This is a genomic window from Bradyrhizobium oligotrophicum (assembly GCF_051168495.1).
Classification (GTDB): Bacteria; Pseudomonadota; Alphaproteobacteria; order Rhizobiales; family Xanthobacteraceae; genus Bradyrhizobium; species Bradyrhizobium oligotrophicum_A.
This window is the reverse complement of the sequence record NZ_JBNPVB010000003.1, coordinates 377,154-394,229: the sequence shown is the minus strand read 5'-3', so window position 1 is coordinate 394,229 and position 17,076 is coordinate 377,154. Positions and strand designations below refer to the sequence as shown.

Sequence of the window (17,076 nt, the reverse complement as noted above, 5' to 3'; positions counted from 1 at the left end):
TAGAGACTGAATAGAAATCGGCCCGCATTCGCTCTCGAATGCGGGCCGATTTGTCATGCGTATCTCGTTTTGGGATTGGGCGGGCCGCGATTCGCATTGCTGCGCGAATCAGCGGCCCTGCGTCTCCAGCACGGCTGCCGCGCGACCGACCGACCCCGGCGGCCGCGGCGGTGCGTTCGGATTACGTGCCGCGGGCGGCCTCGCCGGTTGAGCCGGCTGCTGCGGCGCGCCGAAGCCGAAGAAGTCGCGCACGCCCTGATTCGCCTGATTCGGCTGCTGCGCCTGAGCCGGCGGTTGCTGGCCGGGAGAGCTGGGCGTCGTCAGCCGCCTCTGCCGCTGCTGCGGAGCCTGAGCGGGTGCGCCCGGCACGGCCTCCGTCGGCGACGTCGCCGCGACCGGCGTATCGGGCTTGCTGAGTTCCTTGGGCGGTTCCTTGGCCTGCTCGCGACCGACCTCGCGGCGCGGCCAGACGAAATCGTCGGCGCGGCCGGCGGGCGGGCTCAGGGCCTCGCCCTTGACCAGCGTCCGCGATGCCAGTGCGTCCACCGCTGCGGGACGCGAGCCCGGGCCGCCGAGCAGTTGATCGGTGCCCACGGACGAGGCCACGAGCGGCAGGATCGGCCCTGCGACGGGGCGCGGCGCGGGCTGGCCGGGCACGGCGTTGGCGTCCGGCGTCGCCGGCTCGGTCGGCAGCTCCAGCGGCGTGGAGCGGTTCGCGAGCAGCCTGTTGATCTCGCGCTCGGCATAGTGCGCCAGCTTGCGCGCGCCGGGTCTGGTGAAATAGACGCCGTCATAGGAGCGCAGCTGGCGGATCTGGCCTTCGAAATCCGGGCCCTTCTGCAGGAAGCGGCCGGCTTCGTCGACGAAACCGTCCCAGATGTCGACATAGGTGATGCCGGCCTTGCCGGCCACGTCGCGATACAGCGAATCCAGGAACAGCGTATCGGCCGTCCCCTTCGGGCCGCGCACCGCGGGCAAGCCGACCCAGAGCACCGGCACGCCCTTGCTCTTGGCGACTGCGATCAACTCCTCGATCTTCTTGACGTAGAGCTCGACCCAGCGTTCGTCGCGAAACTCGTAGAGACCGCCCGGCGAGCGCGCGGTCTTTTCCGGGGCTGCGATCGCGGGCGAATCGTTGTCGGCTTCATCTTGCGGCAGATCGGGGTCGGCGAGCTTGGCGGCGGTGTCGGTCTTAGCGTCCGATTTGGTGTCCGGCTTGGCGTCGCCGGGCTTGCCATCGCCAGTCCGGGCGTCGCCAGTTTTCGCATCGCCGGGCTTGCTGCCGTCCCCAGGCTTGGCGTCGCCGGGCTTTGGATCTCCAGGCTTGGCCTTGGCGTCCTTCTTCGTCTTGTCCGTCTTCTTGTCGTCGGTCTTTTCCACGGCCGGCTCGCGGAGCGGGATGCGGTCGTTGAGCCCGAGCATGATCACGATGGCGTCGGCGCGCTCGGTCGCCAGGATGCCCTTGGCGGCGGCGGCCCAGTCGGCCGGCTCGCCCTTGGGCTGGTACTTGATCAGGCCGGAATTGGTCTTGATCCTGCGGGTGACGCCCATGTCGGGCTGCTCCGCATAAGCGTCCTCGAGGCCGTAGGCGAGCCAGTCGGCCATGCCGTCGCCGAGCACCAGCACGTAGCGCTCGGGGGCGCCGGCGTTGTCGCGCTTCTCCGGGGACGGCGCCTTGGAATAGTCCTGAATGACCTTCTTCGGCTGCTGCGGCTGGTACGGAGAGAAGAAGTCGCCGCCGAACCAGCCTCCACCACCGCCGCCGCGAGGGGCCGGGCGGGGCGAGGCGAACGGGTTGAAATTGAAGAACTGGGCCGAGGCAGGGCCGGTGATCCCGACCAGCATGGCGATGACGACCGCCAGCACGACCAGCGGGCCGGGCTCGTTCAACAGCTTGAGGATGGACTTCAGCTTTGACATGCGCACCCGTCCGCACCGTCGTGCGGCGAAATCGTGACCATCCATATAATAGGACCCGAATCAGGCCGCAAACGGGCATTCACCGGATGGTGTTGTGGTCCACCCGCAATCGTCCCAAAAGGTTACCAGAGCGGGCGGATCTGACGCCCTCAGCGCGCGCGCAGCCGTTCCAGCACGTCCGTGGTCGCAAAGCCGTCCGCAGGCGTCCCGATCGAGGCCTGGAAGTTGCGCAGCGCCTCCCGCGTCTGGCCGCCGAACTGGCCATCCGGCGTGCCGCGGTAGAAGCCCCGTTCCGCCAGCAGCTGCTGCAGCTCCAGCCGTTCGGCCCGCGACAGCGTGCGCTCCTCGCGCGGCCAGGCCTGCACGAACGGCGGCGCGCCGCGCAGTCGGTCGGCGAAATGCCCGATCGCCAGCGCATAGGCCTCGGCCGGATTGTATTTCATGATGACGCGGAAGTTCTGCAGCATCAGGAAGCCTGGCCCCTGTGCGCCCGCGGGCGCCAGCAGATAGGCCTTCTCGGCCGTAGCCGGGAACGGCTGGCCGTTGGCGCGCTTCAGGCCGAGCTGTTCCCACTGCGCGAAGCTCATGGTCTTGGCGCGGTCGGCCAGCATGAAGTTGAAGCCCTGCGGCAGCACGACCTCGTAGCCCCAGCTCTGGCCGCTCTGCCAGCCGTCCTTCTTGAGATTGTTGGCGGTCGAGGCGATCAGGTCGGCCGGATTGTCGACGACGTCGCGGCGGCCGTCGCCGTCGGCATCGACGGCGAAGCGCTTGAACGCGGTCGGCATGAACTGGGTCGGCCCGAACGCGCCGGCCCAGGAGCCGCGCAACTGCTCGGGGCGCAGGTCACCGCGATTGAGAATCTCCAGCGCCGACAGGAACTCGTCCTTGAAATAGGCCTGCCGGCGGCCGATGCAGGCGAGCGTCGCGGTCGATTGCAGCACGCTGCGGTCGCCGATCTGGGTCGAGTAGTTGGATTCGATGCCCCAGATCGCAGCGATGATATAGCGGTCGACGCCATAGGCGCGCTCGGTCGCATCGAACTGCGGCTTGTACTTCGCCAGCACCTCGCGCCCCCTGGCCATGCGGGTGTCGTTCACCAGGATGTCGAGATAGTCCCAGATCGACTTGGTGAACTCGGGCTGCGCGTCCATCAGGTCCATGATGCGCAGGTCCGGCGACAGCCCCGCCGTGAAGCGCTGGAAATTGTCCTGGGTGATGTTGCGGCGTGCGGCATCTGGCCACAGCCCTGCCACACAGGCATCGAAATTGCCGGCGGCCTCGCGGATCGCCGCCGCGGTCATCAGCGGATGGCCGGACGCGCCGTCCTCGCCGCTCCAGGGCTGCGCCCCACCAGGCGAGGGAGCCTGCCCCGGCTGGGACGGACTCGGGTTGCCGTTGGTCAGGGTACCCGTGAACAGGCTGTCGAGAAAGTTCAGCGGCCCGCCGCCGGATTGCGCCCATGCCGAACCGGGCGACACGGCCAGCCCCGTGGCCAAGGCTGTCACCAGGGCCGTGGCCAAAACCGCCGCACGGGGGCCGGTTTTCAGAACTGCGGGCAAAACGTTCCGTCGCACCATGTCTCGATCCAGATCGCGTGGAAGATCAGCCTCCACGAGGCCCGGTCCTGCTTAACAAGAGATTAACAGGTTGACCGGCTTCCGCAGCGAAATTTAGCCATTCGGTTGCTTCCGAGCGGAACACCGGACCAACATCCGCCTTTGTTCTCGGCTGCAAACGAGCTACCAAAATGCGATCGATTTCGCATTCATATCGTCACAAGGTCTAGTCATACCCATGAAGATCCGCAAAGCCGTTTTTCCGGTCGCCGGTCTCGGCACCCGTGTCCTTCCCGCCACCAAGGCGATGCCGAAGGAGATGCTGACGATCGTCGACAAGCCGCTCATCCAGTACGTCTTCGACGAGGCCAAGGAAGCCGGCATCGAGCATTTCGTGTTCGTCACCGGGCGTAACAAGACCGCGATCGAGGATCATTTCGACCGCATGTACGAGCTCGACGCGACGCTTGCGGCGCGCGGCAAGAAGACCGAGATCGAGATCCTGGCGCGCGATCAGCCGGAGGCCGGCGCGGTCAGCTTCACCCGCCAGCAGGCGCCGCTCGGCCTCGGCCATGCGGTGTGGTGCGCGCGCGACATCGTCGGCGACGAGCCGTTCGCGGTGGTGCTGCCGGACGAACTGGTGCTGAACTCACCGGGGTGCCTGGCGCAGATGATCGCGGCGGCGCGCGAGTTGCCGGAGAAGAGCAATTTGCTCGCGGTGCAGGAAGTGCCGGCCGACCAGACCCATCAATACGGCATCTGCGGCGTCGGCAAGCGTGACGGCAAGATGTTCGAGGTCGACGGCATGGTCGAGAAGCCGGCCAAGGGCACCGCGCCGTCGAACTTCTCGATCACCGGCCGCTATATCCTGCAGCCCGAGATCTTCCAGATCCTGGCGACGCAGGAGCGCGGCGCCGGCGGCGAGATCCAGCTCACCGACGCGATGATCGGGCTGTCGAAGACGCAGAAATTCTATGGCGTGGATTTCGACGGCGAGCGGCACGATTGCGGCTCGAAGTCAGGCTTCCTGAGGGCCAACATCGCTTTCGCCATGGCACGCGCCGACCTGCGTGGCAGCCTGCGCGCCGACATGAAGAAATACCTCGAAGACAAGAGCTGAGGTCCCTCGCCGTGGCTGGCGGCGTCACGCCGCCGGCGCGGCTGCCGTCGACCTGCGGCACGGCCATTGCGGCGCAGCAATTGCGGCCCGGCGTCCTGACCATGTATAGCCTCTCATCGGCGGCCTGCAGCAGGCCGGTCCGCATCGCCCGGGCGTGACGTTGGCGATGCCGCGTTGGTTTCCGCCGGAGACCGACGGAGCAGCCCGGCGCAAATCAGGCTAGGTTAACGAGTGGTTGCGTGAGCTGCGCCTGCCGTCAGGGCTGCCGAACACTCGCCGAGACGGGCCGATACGATGGAGTCGAGACTTGCCGGACTATGACGCGCTTCGAGACTATCTCAAGCGGCAGACCCTCCCCGAACTGACGCTCAGCCTCGAGGCGATCGAGGACATGATCGGCGACAGCCTGCCCCGCGCCGCGCAGCGGGCGTCGTGGTGGGACAGCCTGAGGAGTCCGCAGGAGAAGATGCCGCAACGCGAGGCCTGCCTCGAAGCAGGTTACGTCGCGACCCGGCTGCCCGACGGCAAGGGCGTCCGCTTCCGCAAACTGAAACCGCCGCGCTGAGACCGTCTCGCGGCTCTCCAGCAAATGGCGCGGATCATGCCTTCTGCCTGGCGCAGACGGCCATGCGACCACGCAGGCCTTGAAGGCGCGACCGAAGCCGGCTTTAAGCGCCGACGGAATGGAGAGACACGGCAATGAATGAACAGGACCTGCGCCACGAGATCGCGGCGGTCAAGGATGGGCGGCTGTCGCGCCGCGATTTCGTGCAGCGGATGCTCGCCGTCGGGCTGACTGCGCCGCTGGCAGGCATGATGCTGGCGCATTCCGGCGTCGCGATGGCCGCGCCGGACTTTCCCTACAAGCCGACCAAGGCGGGCGGCGGCGGGCCGCTGAAGATCCTGCTCTGGCAGGCGCCGACCTTGCTCAATCCGCATTTCGCGATCGGCGCCAAGGATCAGGAGGCGGCGCGCGCCTTCTACGAGCCGCTCGCGGGATGGGATGCCGACGGCAATCTGGTGCCGGTGCTCGCCGCCGAGATTCCGAGTGTCGCCAACGGCGGCGTCGCGGCGGACGGCACCTCCGTGGTCTGGAAACTCAAGCCGGGCGTGAAGTGGCACGACGGCCGGCCGTTCACGGCCGACGACGTCATCTTCAACTGGCAATACGCCACCAACCCCGAGACGTCCGCAGTCACCATCGGCGACTACAAGGACATCAAGACCATCGAGCGGATCGACGATCACACCGTGCGGCTGGTGTTCGGGCGGCCGACGCCGCTGTGGTTCACGCCGTTCGTGGGCGGCCGCGGCGCGATCATCCCGAAGCATCTGTTCGCCGACTACATCGGAGCGAAGTCCCGCGAGGCGCCGAACAACCTGGTGGCGGTCGGCACCGGCGCCTATCTGTTCGTCGATTTCAAGCCGGGTGACACGCTGACGGCGAAGCTCAATCCCGACTATCACGTGCCGAACCGGCCGCATTTCGACACGCTCGAAATCAAGGGCGGAGGTGATGCCGTCTCGGCGGCGCGCGCTGTGCTGCAGACCGGGGAATTCGACTACGCCTGGAATCTGCAGGTCGAGGACGAGATCCTGGTCAAGCTGGAGGCCGGCGGCACCGGAGCCGCCGAGATCGTGCCGACGGGAAATCTCGAATTCATCCTGCTCAATGCCACCGATCCCAATGTCGAGATCGATGGCGAGCGGTCGAGCCTCAAGGCCAAGCATCCGCTGTTCTCGGATCCCGCCGTGCGCGAGGCCATGAATTTGCTGATCGACCGCGCTTCGATCCAGAAGTTCATCTATGGCCGCGGCGGCATCGCCACCTCCAACTGCGTCAACAATCCCGCGCGCTATCGCTCGCCCAACACGACGTTCGAATTCAACATCGAGAAGGCCAACCAGATCCTGGAAAATGCCGGCTGGAAGAAAGGCCCGAGCGGCCTTCGCGAAAAGGACGGAAAGCCGCTCAAATTCGTGTTCCAGACCTCGACCAACGCGCCGCGGCAGAAGAACCAGGCGATCATCAAGCAAGCCTGTCAGAAGGCCGGCATCGAGCTCGAGCTGAAGTCGGTGGTGGGCTCGGTGTTCTTCTCCAGCGACGTCGCCAACCCCGACACCTACACGCACTTCTATTGCGACATGGAAATGCTGATGATCACGATGGCCTCGCCCGAGCCGCAGGCCTTCATGACCCAGTACGTGTCATGGGAGGCGGCCAGCAAGGCCAACAAATGGCAGGGCCGCAACATCTCGCGCTGGCAGAGCAAGGAGTATGACGATCTCTACAACGCGCTGACGCGCGAGCTCGATCCGGTGAAGCGCGCCGCGCTGTACATCAAGCTGAACGATACCGTCTGCGCCGGCCGTCACGTGCTGCCGGAGCTCAACCGTCCGCGCGTCAGCGGTATCCGCAAGGGGTTGCAGACCCATTCCTCGGGCTGGGACAACGATCTCTGGCAACTGCCGAACTGGTATCGGGAGAGCTGAGCGCGATCGCGCCGGTTCTACGTCGGCGCGACATCCCGGTGTGGCCGCTATCAGTTGGTGGCGTAGTTCCATTTTCCGGGATGTTGCGCGGCAATCGCGTGCTGCGTCTGCGAGGTGCGACAATCGATCCGTTCCTTCTTGCGGAATTGGCCCGGATTCTGCTTTGACACGCTTCGACGGCTGATCCACTTTTGTGCAGTTCTCCTCCGTTGCATGGCGAGGACGCGTTTTTTGGCATTCAGCACCACTTTGGAGTCGATTGAATGAACGAGCGTGACCTCCGTAACCAGATCGCTGATGTCAAAGCGGGACGCCTGTCGCGGCGCGAATTTGTGCAGCGGATGATTGCCGTGGGGCTGACCGCGCCGATGGCCGGCACGATGCTCGCCCATTCCGGCGTGGCCTTCGCGGCCGAGCCGATCGCGTACAAGCCGACCAAGGCCGGCGGCGGCGGGCCGCTGAAGCTGCTGTTCTGGCAGGCGCCGACCTTGCTCAACCCGCACTTCGCCAACGGCACCAAGGACCAGGAAGCCTGCCGGCTGTTCTACGAACCGCTCGCCGGCTGGGACGCCGACGGCAATCTGGTGCCGATTCTCGCCGCCGAGATTCCGAGCAAGGAGAACGGCCTGCTCGCGGCCGACGGCCTGTCTGTCACCTGGAAGCTGAAGCAGGGCGTGAAGTGGCACGACGGCAAGCCGTTCACGGCCGACGACGTCATCTTCAACTGGGAATATTCGGTCAATCCCGACACCGCCGCGGTCTCGGTCGGCAGCTATCGGGGCATCAAGTCGATCGACAAGATCGACGACTACACCGTGAAGCTCAATTTCAAGCAGCCGACGCCGTTCTGGGCCGATGCCTTCGTCGCGGCCTATGGTCTCATCGTCCCGAAGCACCTGTTCGCCGACTATATCGGCGCCAAGTCGCGCGAGGCGCCGATCAATCTGAAGCCGGTCGGCACCGGCCCCTACATGTACGTCGACTTCAAGCCCGGCGATTCGATCTCGGCAAAGCGCAATCCGGACTATCACCAGGCGAACCGGCCCTACTTCGATACGGTCGAGGTCAAGGGCGGCGGCGACGCGGTGTCGGCGGCGCGCGCGGTGCTGCAGACCGGCGAATACGACTATGCCTACAATCTGCAGGTCGAAGACGAGATCCTGACCAAGCTGGAAGCCGGCGGGCAGGGCAGGGCGCAGCTCACGGTGACCGGGCACATCGAATACATCGCGCTCAACGTGACCGATCCCTGGACCGAGGTCGACGGCGAGCGCGCGAGCGTCAAGACCAAGCATCCGATCTTCACCGATCCGGCGGTGCGCAAGGCCATCAACCTGCTGATCGACCGCGCCTCGGTGCAGAAGTTCATCTACGGCCGCGCCGGCGTCGCGACCGCGAACTTCCTCAACAACCCCGAGCGCTTCCGTTCGCCGAACAACAAGTTCGAGTTCTCGATCGAGAAGGCCAACCAGATTCTGGAGGATGCCGGCTGGAAGAAGAATTCGTCCGGCGTCCGCGAGAAGGACGGCAAGCCGATCAAGCTGGTGTTCCAGACCTCGATCAACGCGCCGCGCCAGAAGAACCAGGCCATCATCAAGCAGGCGTTCCAGAAGGCCGGCATCGAGGTCGAGCTGAAGTCGGTCGTCGCGTCGGTGTTCTTCTCCTCCGACGCCGCCAACCCCGACACCTACCCGCACTTCTATTGCGACATGGAGATGTACCAGACCACCATGCCGCAGGCGGATCCGCAGTTCTTCATGAACCAGTTCGTCTCGTGGGAGGTCGCCAACAAGGACAACAAGTGGCAGGGCCGCAACGTCTCGCGCTGGCAGAACAAGGACTATGACGAGACCTACAAGCAGGCCTCGAGCGAGCTCGACCCGGTCAAGCGCGCGGCGCTGTTCGTCAAGCTGAACGATCTCGTCGTTCAGGACAATTACATCCTCCCCGAAATCAACCGCCGCAACTGCATCGGCTTGAAGAACGGGATGGTGGCGAACAAGAGCGGCTGGGACAACGATCTCTGGCAGATCGCCAACTGGTATCGCGAGACCTGACCGCGCCATCAACATGACCAGCCAGACATCGTAGAGGTGGAGCGATGGGAAATTACCTTCTCAGGCGCCTCATCGTCGCCGTGCCGAGCCTGCTCGGCATCAGCCTGATTCTGTTCGTGCTGCTCGCGCTCGCGCCGGGCGACCCGTTCGGCGAGCTCGCGAGCAATCCGAACATTCCCCCGGAGGTCCGCGAGGCGCTGCGCATCAAGTTCGGCATGGATGATCCGATCATGGTGCGCTACTTCCGCTGGCTGGTCGCCATGATCCATGGCGACTGGGGCTTCTCCTTTGCCAGCCGCGTCAATGTCGACACCCTGATTCTGCAGCGGATTCCGGCCACGCTCTACGTGGTCGGCACCGCGCAGCTGCTGGCGCTGATCGTGGCGATCCCGGTCGGCGTGCTGGCGGCACGGCGGCCGTATTCGATCTTCGACCAGATCGCCAACACCTTCGCCTTCATCGGCTTCTCGCTGCCGACCTTCTTCACCGGCCTGCTCCTGATCCTGGTGTTCTCGGTCAATCTCGGCTGGCTGCCGTTCGTCTATCGCGCGGATATCCCGGCCACGGGATGGATGTGGTGGTGGGAGAACTTCAAGCAGGCGGTGATGCCGGTGACCGTGCTCGGCCTCTACCAGGCCGCGTCCTATACGCGCTACGTGCGCTCGGCCGTGCTCGACGTCATCAAGCTCGATTACGTCACGACCGCGCGCTCCAAGGGGCTGGACGAGAGCAAGGTCATCGTCAAGCACGTGGTCCGCAACGCGCTGATCCCGGTGGTCACCCTGGTGGCGCTGCAGATGCCCACGGTGTTCGGCGGCGCCATCGTCACCGAGCAGATCTTCCGCATTCCCGGCATCGGCTCGCTCCTGATCAGCGCGATCCTCGCCAACGATACGCCCGTCATCATGGCGGTGACTTTCGTGTTCGCCTGCCTCGTCGTCCTGTTCAACCTCATCGCAGACATTTTGTATGGCTGGCTTGACCCACGCATCTCCTTCCGTTGAGGCGGCCGTCGCGCCGGCTGCGAAGAAGCGCCGCTTCTCGCCCGGACGCGACGCCGTCAGGCGCTTCCTGCGCCACCGCATGGCGGCCGTCAGCATCGTCGTGCTGGCGCTGCTGGCGCTCGCGATCGTCGTCGGCCCCTGGATCTGGCGGGTGCCGATCAACGAGATTGATTTTACCGCGCGGCTCGCGCCGCCGTCGTCGGATCATCCGTTCGGCACCGACGATCTGGGCCAGGATCTGCTGGCGCGGATGATCTATGGCGGACGCATCTCGCTGGCGGTCGGCTTTGCGGCGATGGCGGTCGGCCTGTTCGTCGGCGTCGTCATCGGCGCCATCTCCGGCGCCTCCAAGGGGCCGGTCGATGCCGCGCTGATGTGGCTGACGGACCTGTTCCTGTCGCTGCCGCAATTGCCGCTGCTGCTGCTCGTGATCTATCTGTTCCGCGATCTGCTGAAGGGTCTGGTCGGTCCGGAAGGCGGCACCTTCATCCTGATCGTGCTGGTGATCGGCGGCTTCCGCTGGATGCCGGTGGCGCGCCTGGTGCGCGCGCAGTTCCTGTCGCTGCGCGAGAAGGAGTTCGTCGAGGCCGCGCGCGCGCTGGGCGCGTCCAATTTGCGTCTGATCGTCCGCCACATCCTGCCGAATGCGCTCGGGCCCGTGATCGTCGCCGGCACCATCGACGTGGCGGCCGCGATCATCGCGGAATCGACGCTGTCATTCCTCGGTCTCGGTTTCCCGCCGGACATTCCGACCTGGGGCCGGCTGCTGTTCGACGCCAAGGACTATCTCGACATCGCGCCGCATTGGGCGCTGTTCGCCGGCGGCGCGATCTTCCTGACCGTGATCGCGATCAACTTCATCGGCGACGGCCTGCGTGACGCGCTCGATCCGCGGAAGGTGATGTGATGGACGCGCGTGTCGCTCCGCTCCTTGAGATCAAGGGGCTGAAGACCTATTTCGACAGCGACGAGGGCCAGGTCCAGGCCGTCGACGGCGTCGATATCTCGATCAACCGTGGCGAGACCCTGTGCGTGGTCGGCGAGTCCGGCTCCGGCAAGACCGTCACCGCGATGTCGGTGTTGAAGCTGATCGCGATGCCGCCCGGCCGCATCGCCGGCGGCCAGATCCTGTGGCAGGGCCGCGACCTGGTGCCGCTCGGCTCGTCCGAGATGAACGAGATCCGCGCCAGTGAGATCGCGATCGTATTCCAGGAGCCGATGACCTCGCTCAATCCGGTCTACACGGTCGGCGACCAGATCGCCGAGGTGATCCGGCTGCATCAGGGCCTGTCGAAGAAGGCGGCGATGGATCGCGCGGCGGAGATGCTGGCGCTGGTGCAGATCCCCAATCCGAAAGCCCGGGTGCGCGACTATCCGCATCATTTCTCCGGCGGCATGCGCCAGCGCGTGATGATCGCGATGGCGCTGTCGTGCAATCCCAAGCTCCTGATCGCCGACGAGCCGACCACGGCGCTCGACGTGACGATCCAGGCGCAGATCCTGGATCTGCTGCTCGACATGAAGGAGCGGCTCGGCATGTCGATCATGCTGATCACGCACGCGATGGGCGTCGTCGCCGAGGTCGCCCAGCGCGTCGTCGTCATGTATGCGGGCCGGGTCGCCGAGGAGGCGCCGGTCGACCGGCTGTTCGCCAATCCGCGCCATCCCTACACCCAGGGCCTGATCCGCTCGATTCCGCGCATCGATCTCGCGGCGGTCAGGAAGAGCCGGCTGGAGAGCATCCCGGGCAGCGTGCCGAAGCTGGTCAACCCGCCGGAAGGCTGCCGTTTCGCCTCGCGCTGCCGCTTCGTCATTCCCGATTGCCGGCGCGCGCAGCCTCCGCTGCGCGAGATCGAGCCCGGCCACAAGGTGGCGTGCATCCGCGCCGAAGAGACGTTGTCGTGATGACCGAAGCCAGTCCTGCATCCGCCGCCGCACCGGCGCCGTTGCTCAGCGTGCGCAACCTGACCAAGGCGTTTCCGATCAGGGGCGGATTGTTGAAGCGCCAGATCGGCAGCGTGCGCGCCGTCGACGGCGTCAACTTCGACATCGAGCCGAGCGAGACCTTCGGTCTGGTCGGCGAATCCGGCTGCGGCAAGTCGACCACCGGCCGCTGCGTGCTCCGGCTGATCGAGCCGAGCTCGGGCGAGCTGCGCTTCGAGGGCAGGGACGTCATCGCGCTGTCGGGCCAGGATCTGCGGGCGCTGCGCCGCGACATCCAGATCATCTTTCAGGACCCCTACGCCTCGCTCAATCCGCGCATGACCATCGGCGCCATCATCGGCGAGGCGCTGACGATCCATGGGCTCGCAAGTTCGCGCCAGCAATATGAGGCGCGCATCGTCCATCTGCTCGAAACCGTCGGCCTGCAGGCCGACCACATGACGCGCTATCCGCACGAATTCTCCGGCGGCCAGCGCCAGCGCATCGGCATTGCCCGGGCGCTCGCGGTCGAGCCCAAGCTGATCATCTGCGACGAGCCGGTGTCGGCGCTCGACGTCTCCATTCAGGCTCAGGTCATCAACCTGCTCGAAGACTTGCAGCAGAAGTTCGGCATCGCCTATCTGTTCGTCGCGCACGACCTCTCGGTGGTCGAACACATCAGCCGCCGCGTCGCGGTGATGTATCTCGGCCGCATCGTCGAGACCGCGCCGTCGCGCCAGCTCTATTCTGCGCCGAAGCATCCCTACACCGAGGCGCTGCTGTCCGCGGTGCCAATCCCGGATCCGACTGTGAAGCGCAAGCGCGTGCGTCTCAAGGGCGAGGTGCCGAGTCCGATCAATCCGCCGTCGGGCTGTCACTTCCACACCCGCTGCCCGATCGCGAAGGACGTCTGCAGCAAGGAAGTGCCGCCGCTGAAGGCCAGCGACGAGGGGCATCTCGTCGCCTGCCATTTCCGCTGATGGAGCTATTGTTGTTGGTCTGACGCGGCTCCGTTGAGCGAGAGAGCATTCTCAGGCGACTAGATCGGCGGGCTGGTTTAAACTAGATCCTCCCGCCGTTGCGCACGCAAGCCTCGATCCGTGAGGTGTCATTGCTTTGAAGCCGATGCGCCTCGCGGCGACATTGGGCGCGTACTTCATCCGGGGCTTCTCGCGGCTGTGTATCCTTGGCGAGCTCGCGGTCTCCTGCCTCGCGATGGGACACCGCACCCGCCGCCGCCTTGCCGGCCTTTGCAGCCGAAGCAGGGGTCGACCGTGTGTCGTTGATGTTTGGTCCGACGAGCTGCCAGATGGGCCGAAGCTCGATGCCCGACTTCTCCGATGAACGTGCTCTCGAGGCCGAAAGGGTGAGAACGTTTTGACTGTCGAGCTTCGCAGTAATCGTTTCGTCGGTCTTGAAGATCAGGGTATCGCCGAATAGGTATTCGGCGAATTCAACGTAGCCGGCAGGAGATTGCTTCCAGGATGCCTTCGTCGGCGGTCCCCACAGGTAGTATCCGCTCGCGAGGCCCGTGTCAGACACCTTGGCGATGAGAAGCATCCCGGTGCGGCCTTTTCCGTTTCCCCAACCGCGTTTATTGGACCACACGCCGACGAATCGCGAATAGGAATTCGGAGGCTTAGTTTCTTCCGAGGGGATGGTGAAGGGAGGCATCCTCAGTTTCAGCTCTGCGGCCCACGCTGCTACGCGTTCCCTATCCTCTGTCGTGAATGGATGGACTTTCGAGGACTTGAACGATTGCGCCGCTTCGCCGCCCCCGCCGTTTGCAGGTGTGTTCGAGTCGGGGTGTGAAGCTGTGGTAGCTTGTTCCGCCCTGAGGTCCGCAAGGCGAGCGCGAGCCTCTGCCGTCAATCGGCTGCTCGGGTATCTGGACAGAAATTCTTCGTAGAGACCCGGCACATTCGAGGTCCGGATTGCCTGCCAAAATTGTTCATCCTCGGTTGGCGCAGGAGAGGGCGTTGCGACCAGCTTGGGGGCGCTTGTCGTCGTCGCCGCCGGTCGGAGGTAGATCTCGTCCTTGGACAGCGATCCGTAGACGAAGGGTTGTTGCTCGCGTTGAGTGGCCGCCATGACGTCGTCGCGAACTCTGCGGAACAGGAATGAGATCTCCAGACCAGGCGTTTCGATGTGACGGAGCAGAGCGGTCGTGAACGGACTGTTGCGCCCGTTGCCATCGCTTGCCGTCGTGCCGTCGCGGGCCGCGTAGGCGATCAGGACATTCTCGGTCGGTTCGGTCGGAGCAAGTCCGCGCGCGACTGATCGCACGCTGAGCGAACGCCGCATCTTGACTGCAAACGGATTGTTGCGGCAGGCGTCCAGAATGACCAGCCCGAGTTGCGTGGCCTTGCCGACCTGAAGATTGATCGATCGCAGGCTGATGGCTTCGCTCTCGACGTCGGTGTCACTCAGCAGCTCCGCATCGATCGGGATCAGCCAATTCTCGCCGCCGATTTCCATGCCATGGCCGGCATAGAAGACCGCTGCGATGTTTGCCGTTTCGACCGCATGCCCAAACTCGACGAGAGCTTTTCTCGTTTGCGCGCCGGTCAAATTGGTCAGCAAAGTCACTTTGAATTCGAGCCGCTGCAGGGCTGCCGCGATGTCGGTTGCATCCCGCGGCGGGTTGGGAAGAGCCGCCACCTTCTGATAGGCGCCGTTGCCGATCACCAGCGCGACCCGGTCGGCGGCGGCTGCCGGCACGGCGAATAACGCAAACGCCACGGCGAAGACACTCAACCTGCCCCAGCCCATTGCCCCTCCTGCTGAACCCTCATATTCTGGTCAGCCTATGCGATCCGCAAGTTGCAGGAAATATCAAGCGGAATGCCGCAGCTTGGCGGGCGATGATGAGGAGGGGTGTGCGCTTCTGTGTTAAGCGGCCTGGCGTTCGGAGATGATGCCCGTCAGGCGCGTCGTCTGCTCCGGGTTCAGCGTGAACTGCACCAGCGCGGTGCGGTCTCCGACGCGAGTCACGGTGCCCGGCAGATCGGACATCATGCCGGTAATGGCGAGCGTCACCGACGTGTTCGTCGACAGCTGCACGGGGATCGCCTCCAGCAGCGCGCCGCCGAGCGAGAGGTTGCGCACGGTGACTGAAATCGGCTCGCCATTCACCTGCAGGGTGCCCGGGCGGTTGATATTGAGCCGCGTCGAAAGCCTACGGTCGACATCGGCGGTCGAGGTTCGGATCACCCGCACCAGCTCGGTCCGCAGCCGCTGAACCTTATCGGCAACCGTCGTCGAGCCGTCACGAATGTCGGTCGACCGCCGGCCGGCTTCGCTGGCCTCGCGCGACACTTCGGCGATCTGGGTCGCCACCTCGCGAGCCGCGGCCGAGGTCTCCTCGACGGTGCGGGAAATCTCGATGGTGACGGTGTTCTGGGCCTGGATCGCATCGGCAATTCCGGAGGACACCGCTTCGACATTGCGGATGACCTCGCCGATCGCGCCGATCGAGGTCACCGAGGCGCGCGTCGAATCCTGAATCTCCGCGATCTGCTGTGCGATCTCGCTGGTTGCCTTGGCGGTCTGCTCGGCGAGCGACTTGACCTCGGAGGCCACCACCGCAAAGCCGCGGCCGGCTTCGCCGGCGCGGGCGGCTTCGATGGTCGCGTTCAGCGCCAGCAGGTTGGTCTGGCCGGCGATCTCGCTGATGAGGCTGGTCACGGCGCCGACCCTGTCGGCGGCTTCGGACAATTTCGCGATCGTCGCCTGGGCGTCGGATGAGGCGGCCACGGCCTTGCGGGTGAGTTCGCGCGACGAGTTGACCTGGCCGGAGATCTGCGAGATCGAGGCAGCGAGTTGCGAGGAGGCCCTGGCCACGGTCTGCGTCGTGGCCAGCGCCTGTTCGGCGGCCGCCGCGACGCTGCTCGAATTTCGTTCCAGCGTCAGCGCGCCCTCGGTCATCGATTTCGCATTGTTGGCCATGTGGCCGGTATCTTCGGCCACATCGCTGACGGCGCTGCTGGTCGCCTGCTCCACCGCCTCGGCCATATCTCTCAGCGCCCTGCGCTTGATCCGCTCGGCCACCTGGCGCTGCTCGTCCTCGAGCATTGCTGTCTGCCGCGCCTTCTCCTCGGTCTTCTGCCGGAACTGCTCGATCGAGCGCGCCATGTCGCCGAGTTCGTCGCTGCGCGTCTGCCCCGGCAGCTTGATGTCGAAATTGCCACGACCGAGCTCGGTCAGCGCGCCGCTCATCGCAGCCAGCGCCGACGACATCTGCCGTGCGATGATCAGCGTGATCGAGCCGATGATCAGTATCACCAGCGTTGCCGCAATCAAGACCGTGCGCTTGCTCTCCCACATCTGGGCTTCGAGGTCGTCGACATAGACGCCGGTGCCGATGATCCAGCCCCAGGGCTCGAAACCAGCCACATAGGACATCTTCGGTTGTGGGGCGTCCTTGCCGGGCTTGGGCCACATGTAGTCGACGACGCCGGCGCCCTGGCGCCTGACGACGTCGACCATCTCCATGAACAGCCGCTTGCCGGTCGGATCCTTGTTGTCGGCGAGGTTCTGGCCATTCAGCTCCGGCTTGATCGGGTGCATGACCATCTTCGGGCCCATGTCGTTGATCCAGAAGTAGTCGTCGTTGCCGTAGCGCAGCTTTCCGATGCGTTCGGCCGCCTTCTTCTGCGCGACCTCGGGCGCAACCTTGTCGCGCGCGACCGCGTCATATTCGTCGCGGACGATGCTGAGCGCCGCCTGGATCAGGTGGCTGAGTTCGCTCTGCCGCTGGTCTTTCAGAGCGGTGTCGAGATTCCGACTCTGCGTCGCCGCAAGTCCTGCCAGGCCGCAGAACGACAGTCCGATGATTGCGTAGATGCGGAGGGCGAGCGAGAAGCGCGGCTGAGCCATGAGACGATCCGGGCACGAGGATTCAACTGCGAACAAGATTAGGGAATCGCAGTTGATGCCCGGTTAAGTTGTAGCGGTAGCATGGTGCCAAACAGCGAGAGAGTCACGTAGTTCCACGGAGTTCG

14 protein-coding genes are annotated in these 17,076 nt (G+C 65.1%); 9 read left to right on the top strand and 5 right to left on the bottom strand.

Features of this window, described 5'->3' with window-relative positions:
* Nucleotides 1–108: 108 nt before the first annotated feature.
* The gene (locus ACQR1B_RS08535; protein ID WP_434832163.1) at nucleotides 109–1,920 is read right to left on the bottom strand and encodes an SGNH/GDSL hydrolase family protein; all 1,812 of its coding nucleotides are present in this window, start codon (nucleotides 1,918–1,920) and stop codon (nucleotides 109–111) included.
* A 149-nt stretch (nucleotides 1,921–2,069) separates the two neighbouring features.
* Nucleotides 2,070–3,497: a lytic murein transglycosylase gene (locus ACQR1B_RS08530; protein ID WP_434832162.1), complete on the bottom strand. Its 1,428-nt coding sequence runs from the start codon at nucleotides 3,495–3,497 to the stop codon at nucleotides 2,070–2,072.
* 217 nt (nucleotides 3,498–3,714) lie between these two features.
* Between ACQR1B_RS08530 and galU the strand changes: the two genes are divergently transcribed.
* The 4 genes from galU to ACQR1B_RS08510 all read left to right on the top strand — a co-directional run bounded on the left by galU (nucleotide 3,715) and on the right by ACQR1B_RS08510 (nucleotide 7,089).
* Nucleotides 3,715–4,596 carry a UTP--glucose-1-phosphate uridylyltransferase GalU gene (gene galU, locus ACQR1B_RS08525; protein WP_434832161.1) on the top strand — a complete coding sequence of 294 codons (882 nt, stop codon included), beginning with the start codon at nucleotides 3,715–3,717 and terminating at the stop codon, nucleotides 4,594–4,596.
* Nucleotides 4,597–4,607: 11 nt separating this feature from the next.
* Nucleotides 4,608–4,754: a hypothetical protein gene (locus tag ACQR1B_RS08520; RefSeq protein ID WP_434832160.1), complete on the top strand. Its 147-nt coding sequence runs from the start codon at nucleotides 4,608–4,610 to the stop codon at nucleotides 4,752–4,754.
* A 149-nt stretch (nucleotides 4,755–4,903) separates the two neighbouring features.
* Nucleotides 4,904–5,161 (top strand): DUF7662 domain-containing protein, encoded by a 258-nt coding sequence (locus ACQR1B_RS08515; RefSeq protein WP_434832159.1) that lies wholly within the window; start codon nucleotides 4,904–4,906, stop codon nucleotides 5,159–5,161.
* Between the two features lie 134 nt (nucleotides 5,162–5,295).
* Nucleotides 5,296–7,089 carry a peptide ABC transporter substrate-binding protein gene (locus ACQR1B_RS08510; protein WP_434832158.1) on the top strand — a complete coding sequence of 598 codons (1,794 nt, stop codon included), beginning with the start codon at nucleotides 5,296–5,298 and terminating at the stop codon, nucleotides 7,087–7,089.
* A 50-nt stretch (nucleotides 7,090–7,139) separates the two neighbouring features.
* On the opposite strand, the gene ACQR1B_RS08505 is transcribed toward ACQR1B_RS08510, so the two are convergent.
* Nucleotides 7,140–7,481, bottom strand: a complete 342-nt coding sequence (locus ACQR1B_RS08505; RefSeq protein WP_434832332.1) for a hypothetical protein — start codon at nucleotides 7,479–7,481, stop codon at nucleotides 7,140–7,142.
* Here ACQR1B_RS08505 and ACQR1B_RS08500 point away from each other — a divergent pair.
* Genes ACQR1B_RS08500 through ACQR1B_RS08480 form a run of 5 tightly spaced genes read left to right on the top strand, consistent with a single transcriptional unit; the run spans nucleotide 7,431 to nucleotide 13,053 of the window.
* A complete protein-coding gene (locus ACQR1B_RS08500; protein WP_434832318.1) occupies nucleotides 7,431–9,146 on the top strand; it encodes a peptide ABC transporter substrate-binding protein in 1,716 nt (571 codons plus the stop codon). The two genes, ACQR1B_RS08505 and ACQR1B_RS08500, sit on opposite strands and share 51 nt — an antisense overlap.
* Before the next feature lie 44 nt (nucleotides 9,147–9,190).
* A complete protein-coding gene (locus ACQR1B_RS08495) occupies nucleotides 9,191–10,150 on the top strand; it encodes an ABC transporter permease (RefSeq protein WP_284420031.1) in 960 nt (319 codons plus the stop codon).
* On the top strand, nucleotides 10,116–11,057 hold the full coding sequence (locus ACQR1B_RS08490; RefSeq protein ID WP_434832157.1) for an ABC transporter permease: 942 nt from the start codon (nucleotides 10,116–10,118) through the stop codon (nucleotides 11,055–11,057). Before ACQR1B_RS08495 ends, ACQR1B_RS08490 begins: the two co-directional genes overlap by 35 nt.
* Complete coding sequence (locus tag ACQR1B_RS08485; RefSeq protein WP_434832156.1) at nucleotides 11,057–12,055, top strand: ABC transporter ATP-binding protein; 999 nt, start codon at nucleotides 11,057–11,059, stop codon at nucleotides 12,053–12,055. The genes ACQR1B_RS08490 and ACQR1B_RS08485 overlap by 1 nt, the downstream gene beginning before the upstream one ends.
* On the top strand, nucleotides 12,055–13,053 hold the full coding sequence (locus tag ACQR1B_RS08480; protein WP_434832155.1) for an ABC transporter ATP-binding protein: 999 nt from the start codon (nucleotides 12,055–12,057) through the stop codon (nucleotides 13,051–13,053). Before ACQR1B_RS08485 ends, ACQR1B_RS08480 begins: the two co-directional genes overlap by 1 nt.
* A gap of 82 nt (nucleotides 13,054–13,135) precedes the next feature.
* Here the strand turns inward: ACQR1B_RS08480 and ACQR1B_RS08475 are convergent, their stop codons facing one another.
* Together ACQR1B_RS08475 and ACQR1B_RS08470 are read right to left on the bottom strand one after the other, a co-directional pair.
* Nucleotides 13,136–14,845 carry a caspase family protein gene (locus tag ACQR1B_RS08475; RefSeq protein ID WP_434832154.1) on the bottom strand — a complete coding sequence of 570 codons (1,710 nt, stop codon included), beginning with the start codon at nucleotides 14,843–14,845 and terminating at the stop codon, nucleotides 13,136–13,138.
* Between the two features lie 120 nt (nucleotides 14,846–14,965).
* Nucleotides 14,966–16,951 carry a cache domain-containing protein gene (locus ACQR1B_RS08470; protein ID WP_434832153.1) on the bottom strand — a complete coding sequence of 662 codons (1,986 nt, stop codon included), beginning with the start codon at nucleotides 16,949–16,951 and terminating at the stop codon, nucleotides 14,966–14,968.
* Nucleotides 16,952–17,076 lie beyond the last annotated feature (125 nt).

What these genes read in the sequence shown, in the direction of transcription:
- ACQR1B_RS08505 (WP_434832332.1), bottom strand. Translation starts at nt 7,481, where the DNA reads ATGGGCGAGCATCGTGCCGGCCATCGGCGCGGTCAGCCCCACGGCAAT.
- ACQR1B_RS08510 (WP_434832158.1), top strand. Translation starts at nt 5,296, where the DNA reads ATGAATGAACAGGACCTGCGCCACGAGATCGCGGCGGTCAAGGATGGG.
- galU (WP_434832161.1), top strand. Translation starts at nt 3,715, where the DNA reads ATGAAGATCCGCAAAGCCGTTTTTCCGGTCGCCGGTCTCGGCACCCGT.
- ACQR1B_RS08480 (WP_434832155.1), top strand. Translation starts at nt 12,055, where the DNA reads ATGACCGAAGCCAGTCCTGCATCCGCCGCCGCACCGGCGCCGTTGCTC.
- ACQR1B_RS08500 (WP_434832318.1), top strand. Translation starts at nt 7,431, where the DNA reads ATGATTGCCGTGGGGCTGACCGCGCCGATGGCCGGCACGATGCTCGCC.
- ACQR1B_RS08535 (WP_434832163.1), bottom strand. Translation starts at nt 1,920, where the DNA reads ATGTCAAAGCTGAAGTCCATCCTCAAGCTGTTGAACGAGCCCGGCCCG.
- ACQR1B_RS08530 (WP_434832162.1), bottom strand. Translation starts at nt 3,497, where the DNA reads ATGGTGCGACGGAACGTTTTGCCCGCAGTTCTGAAAACCGGCCCCCGT.
- ACQR1B_RS08475 (WP_434832154.1), bottom strand. Translation starts at nt 14,845, where the DNA reads ATGGGCTGGGGCAGGTTGAGTGTCTTCGCCGTGGCGTTTGCGTTATTC.
- ACQR1B_RS08470 (WP_434832153.1), bottom strand. Translation starts at nt 16,951, where the DNA reads ATGGCTCAGCCGCGCTTCTCGCTCGCCCTCCGCATCTACGCAATCATC.
- ACQR1B_RS08495 (WP_284420031.1), top strand. Translation starts at nt 9,191, where the DNA reads ATGGGAAATTACCTTCTCAGGCGCCTCATCGTCGCCGTGCCGAGCCTG.
- ACQR1B_RS08485 (WP_434832156.1), top strand. Translation starts at nt 11,057, where the DNA reads ATGGACGCGCGTGTCGCTCCGCTCCTTGAGATCAAGGGGCTGAAGACC.
- ACQR1B_RS08490 (WP_434832157.1), top strand. Translation starts at nt 10,116, where the DNA reads ATGGCTGGCTTGACCCACGCATCTCCTTCCGTTGAGGCGGCCGTCGCG.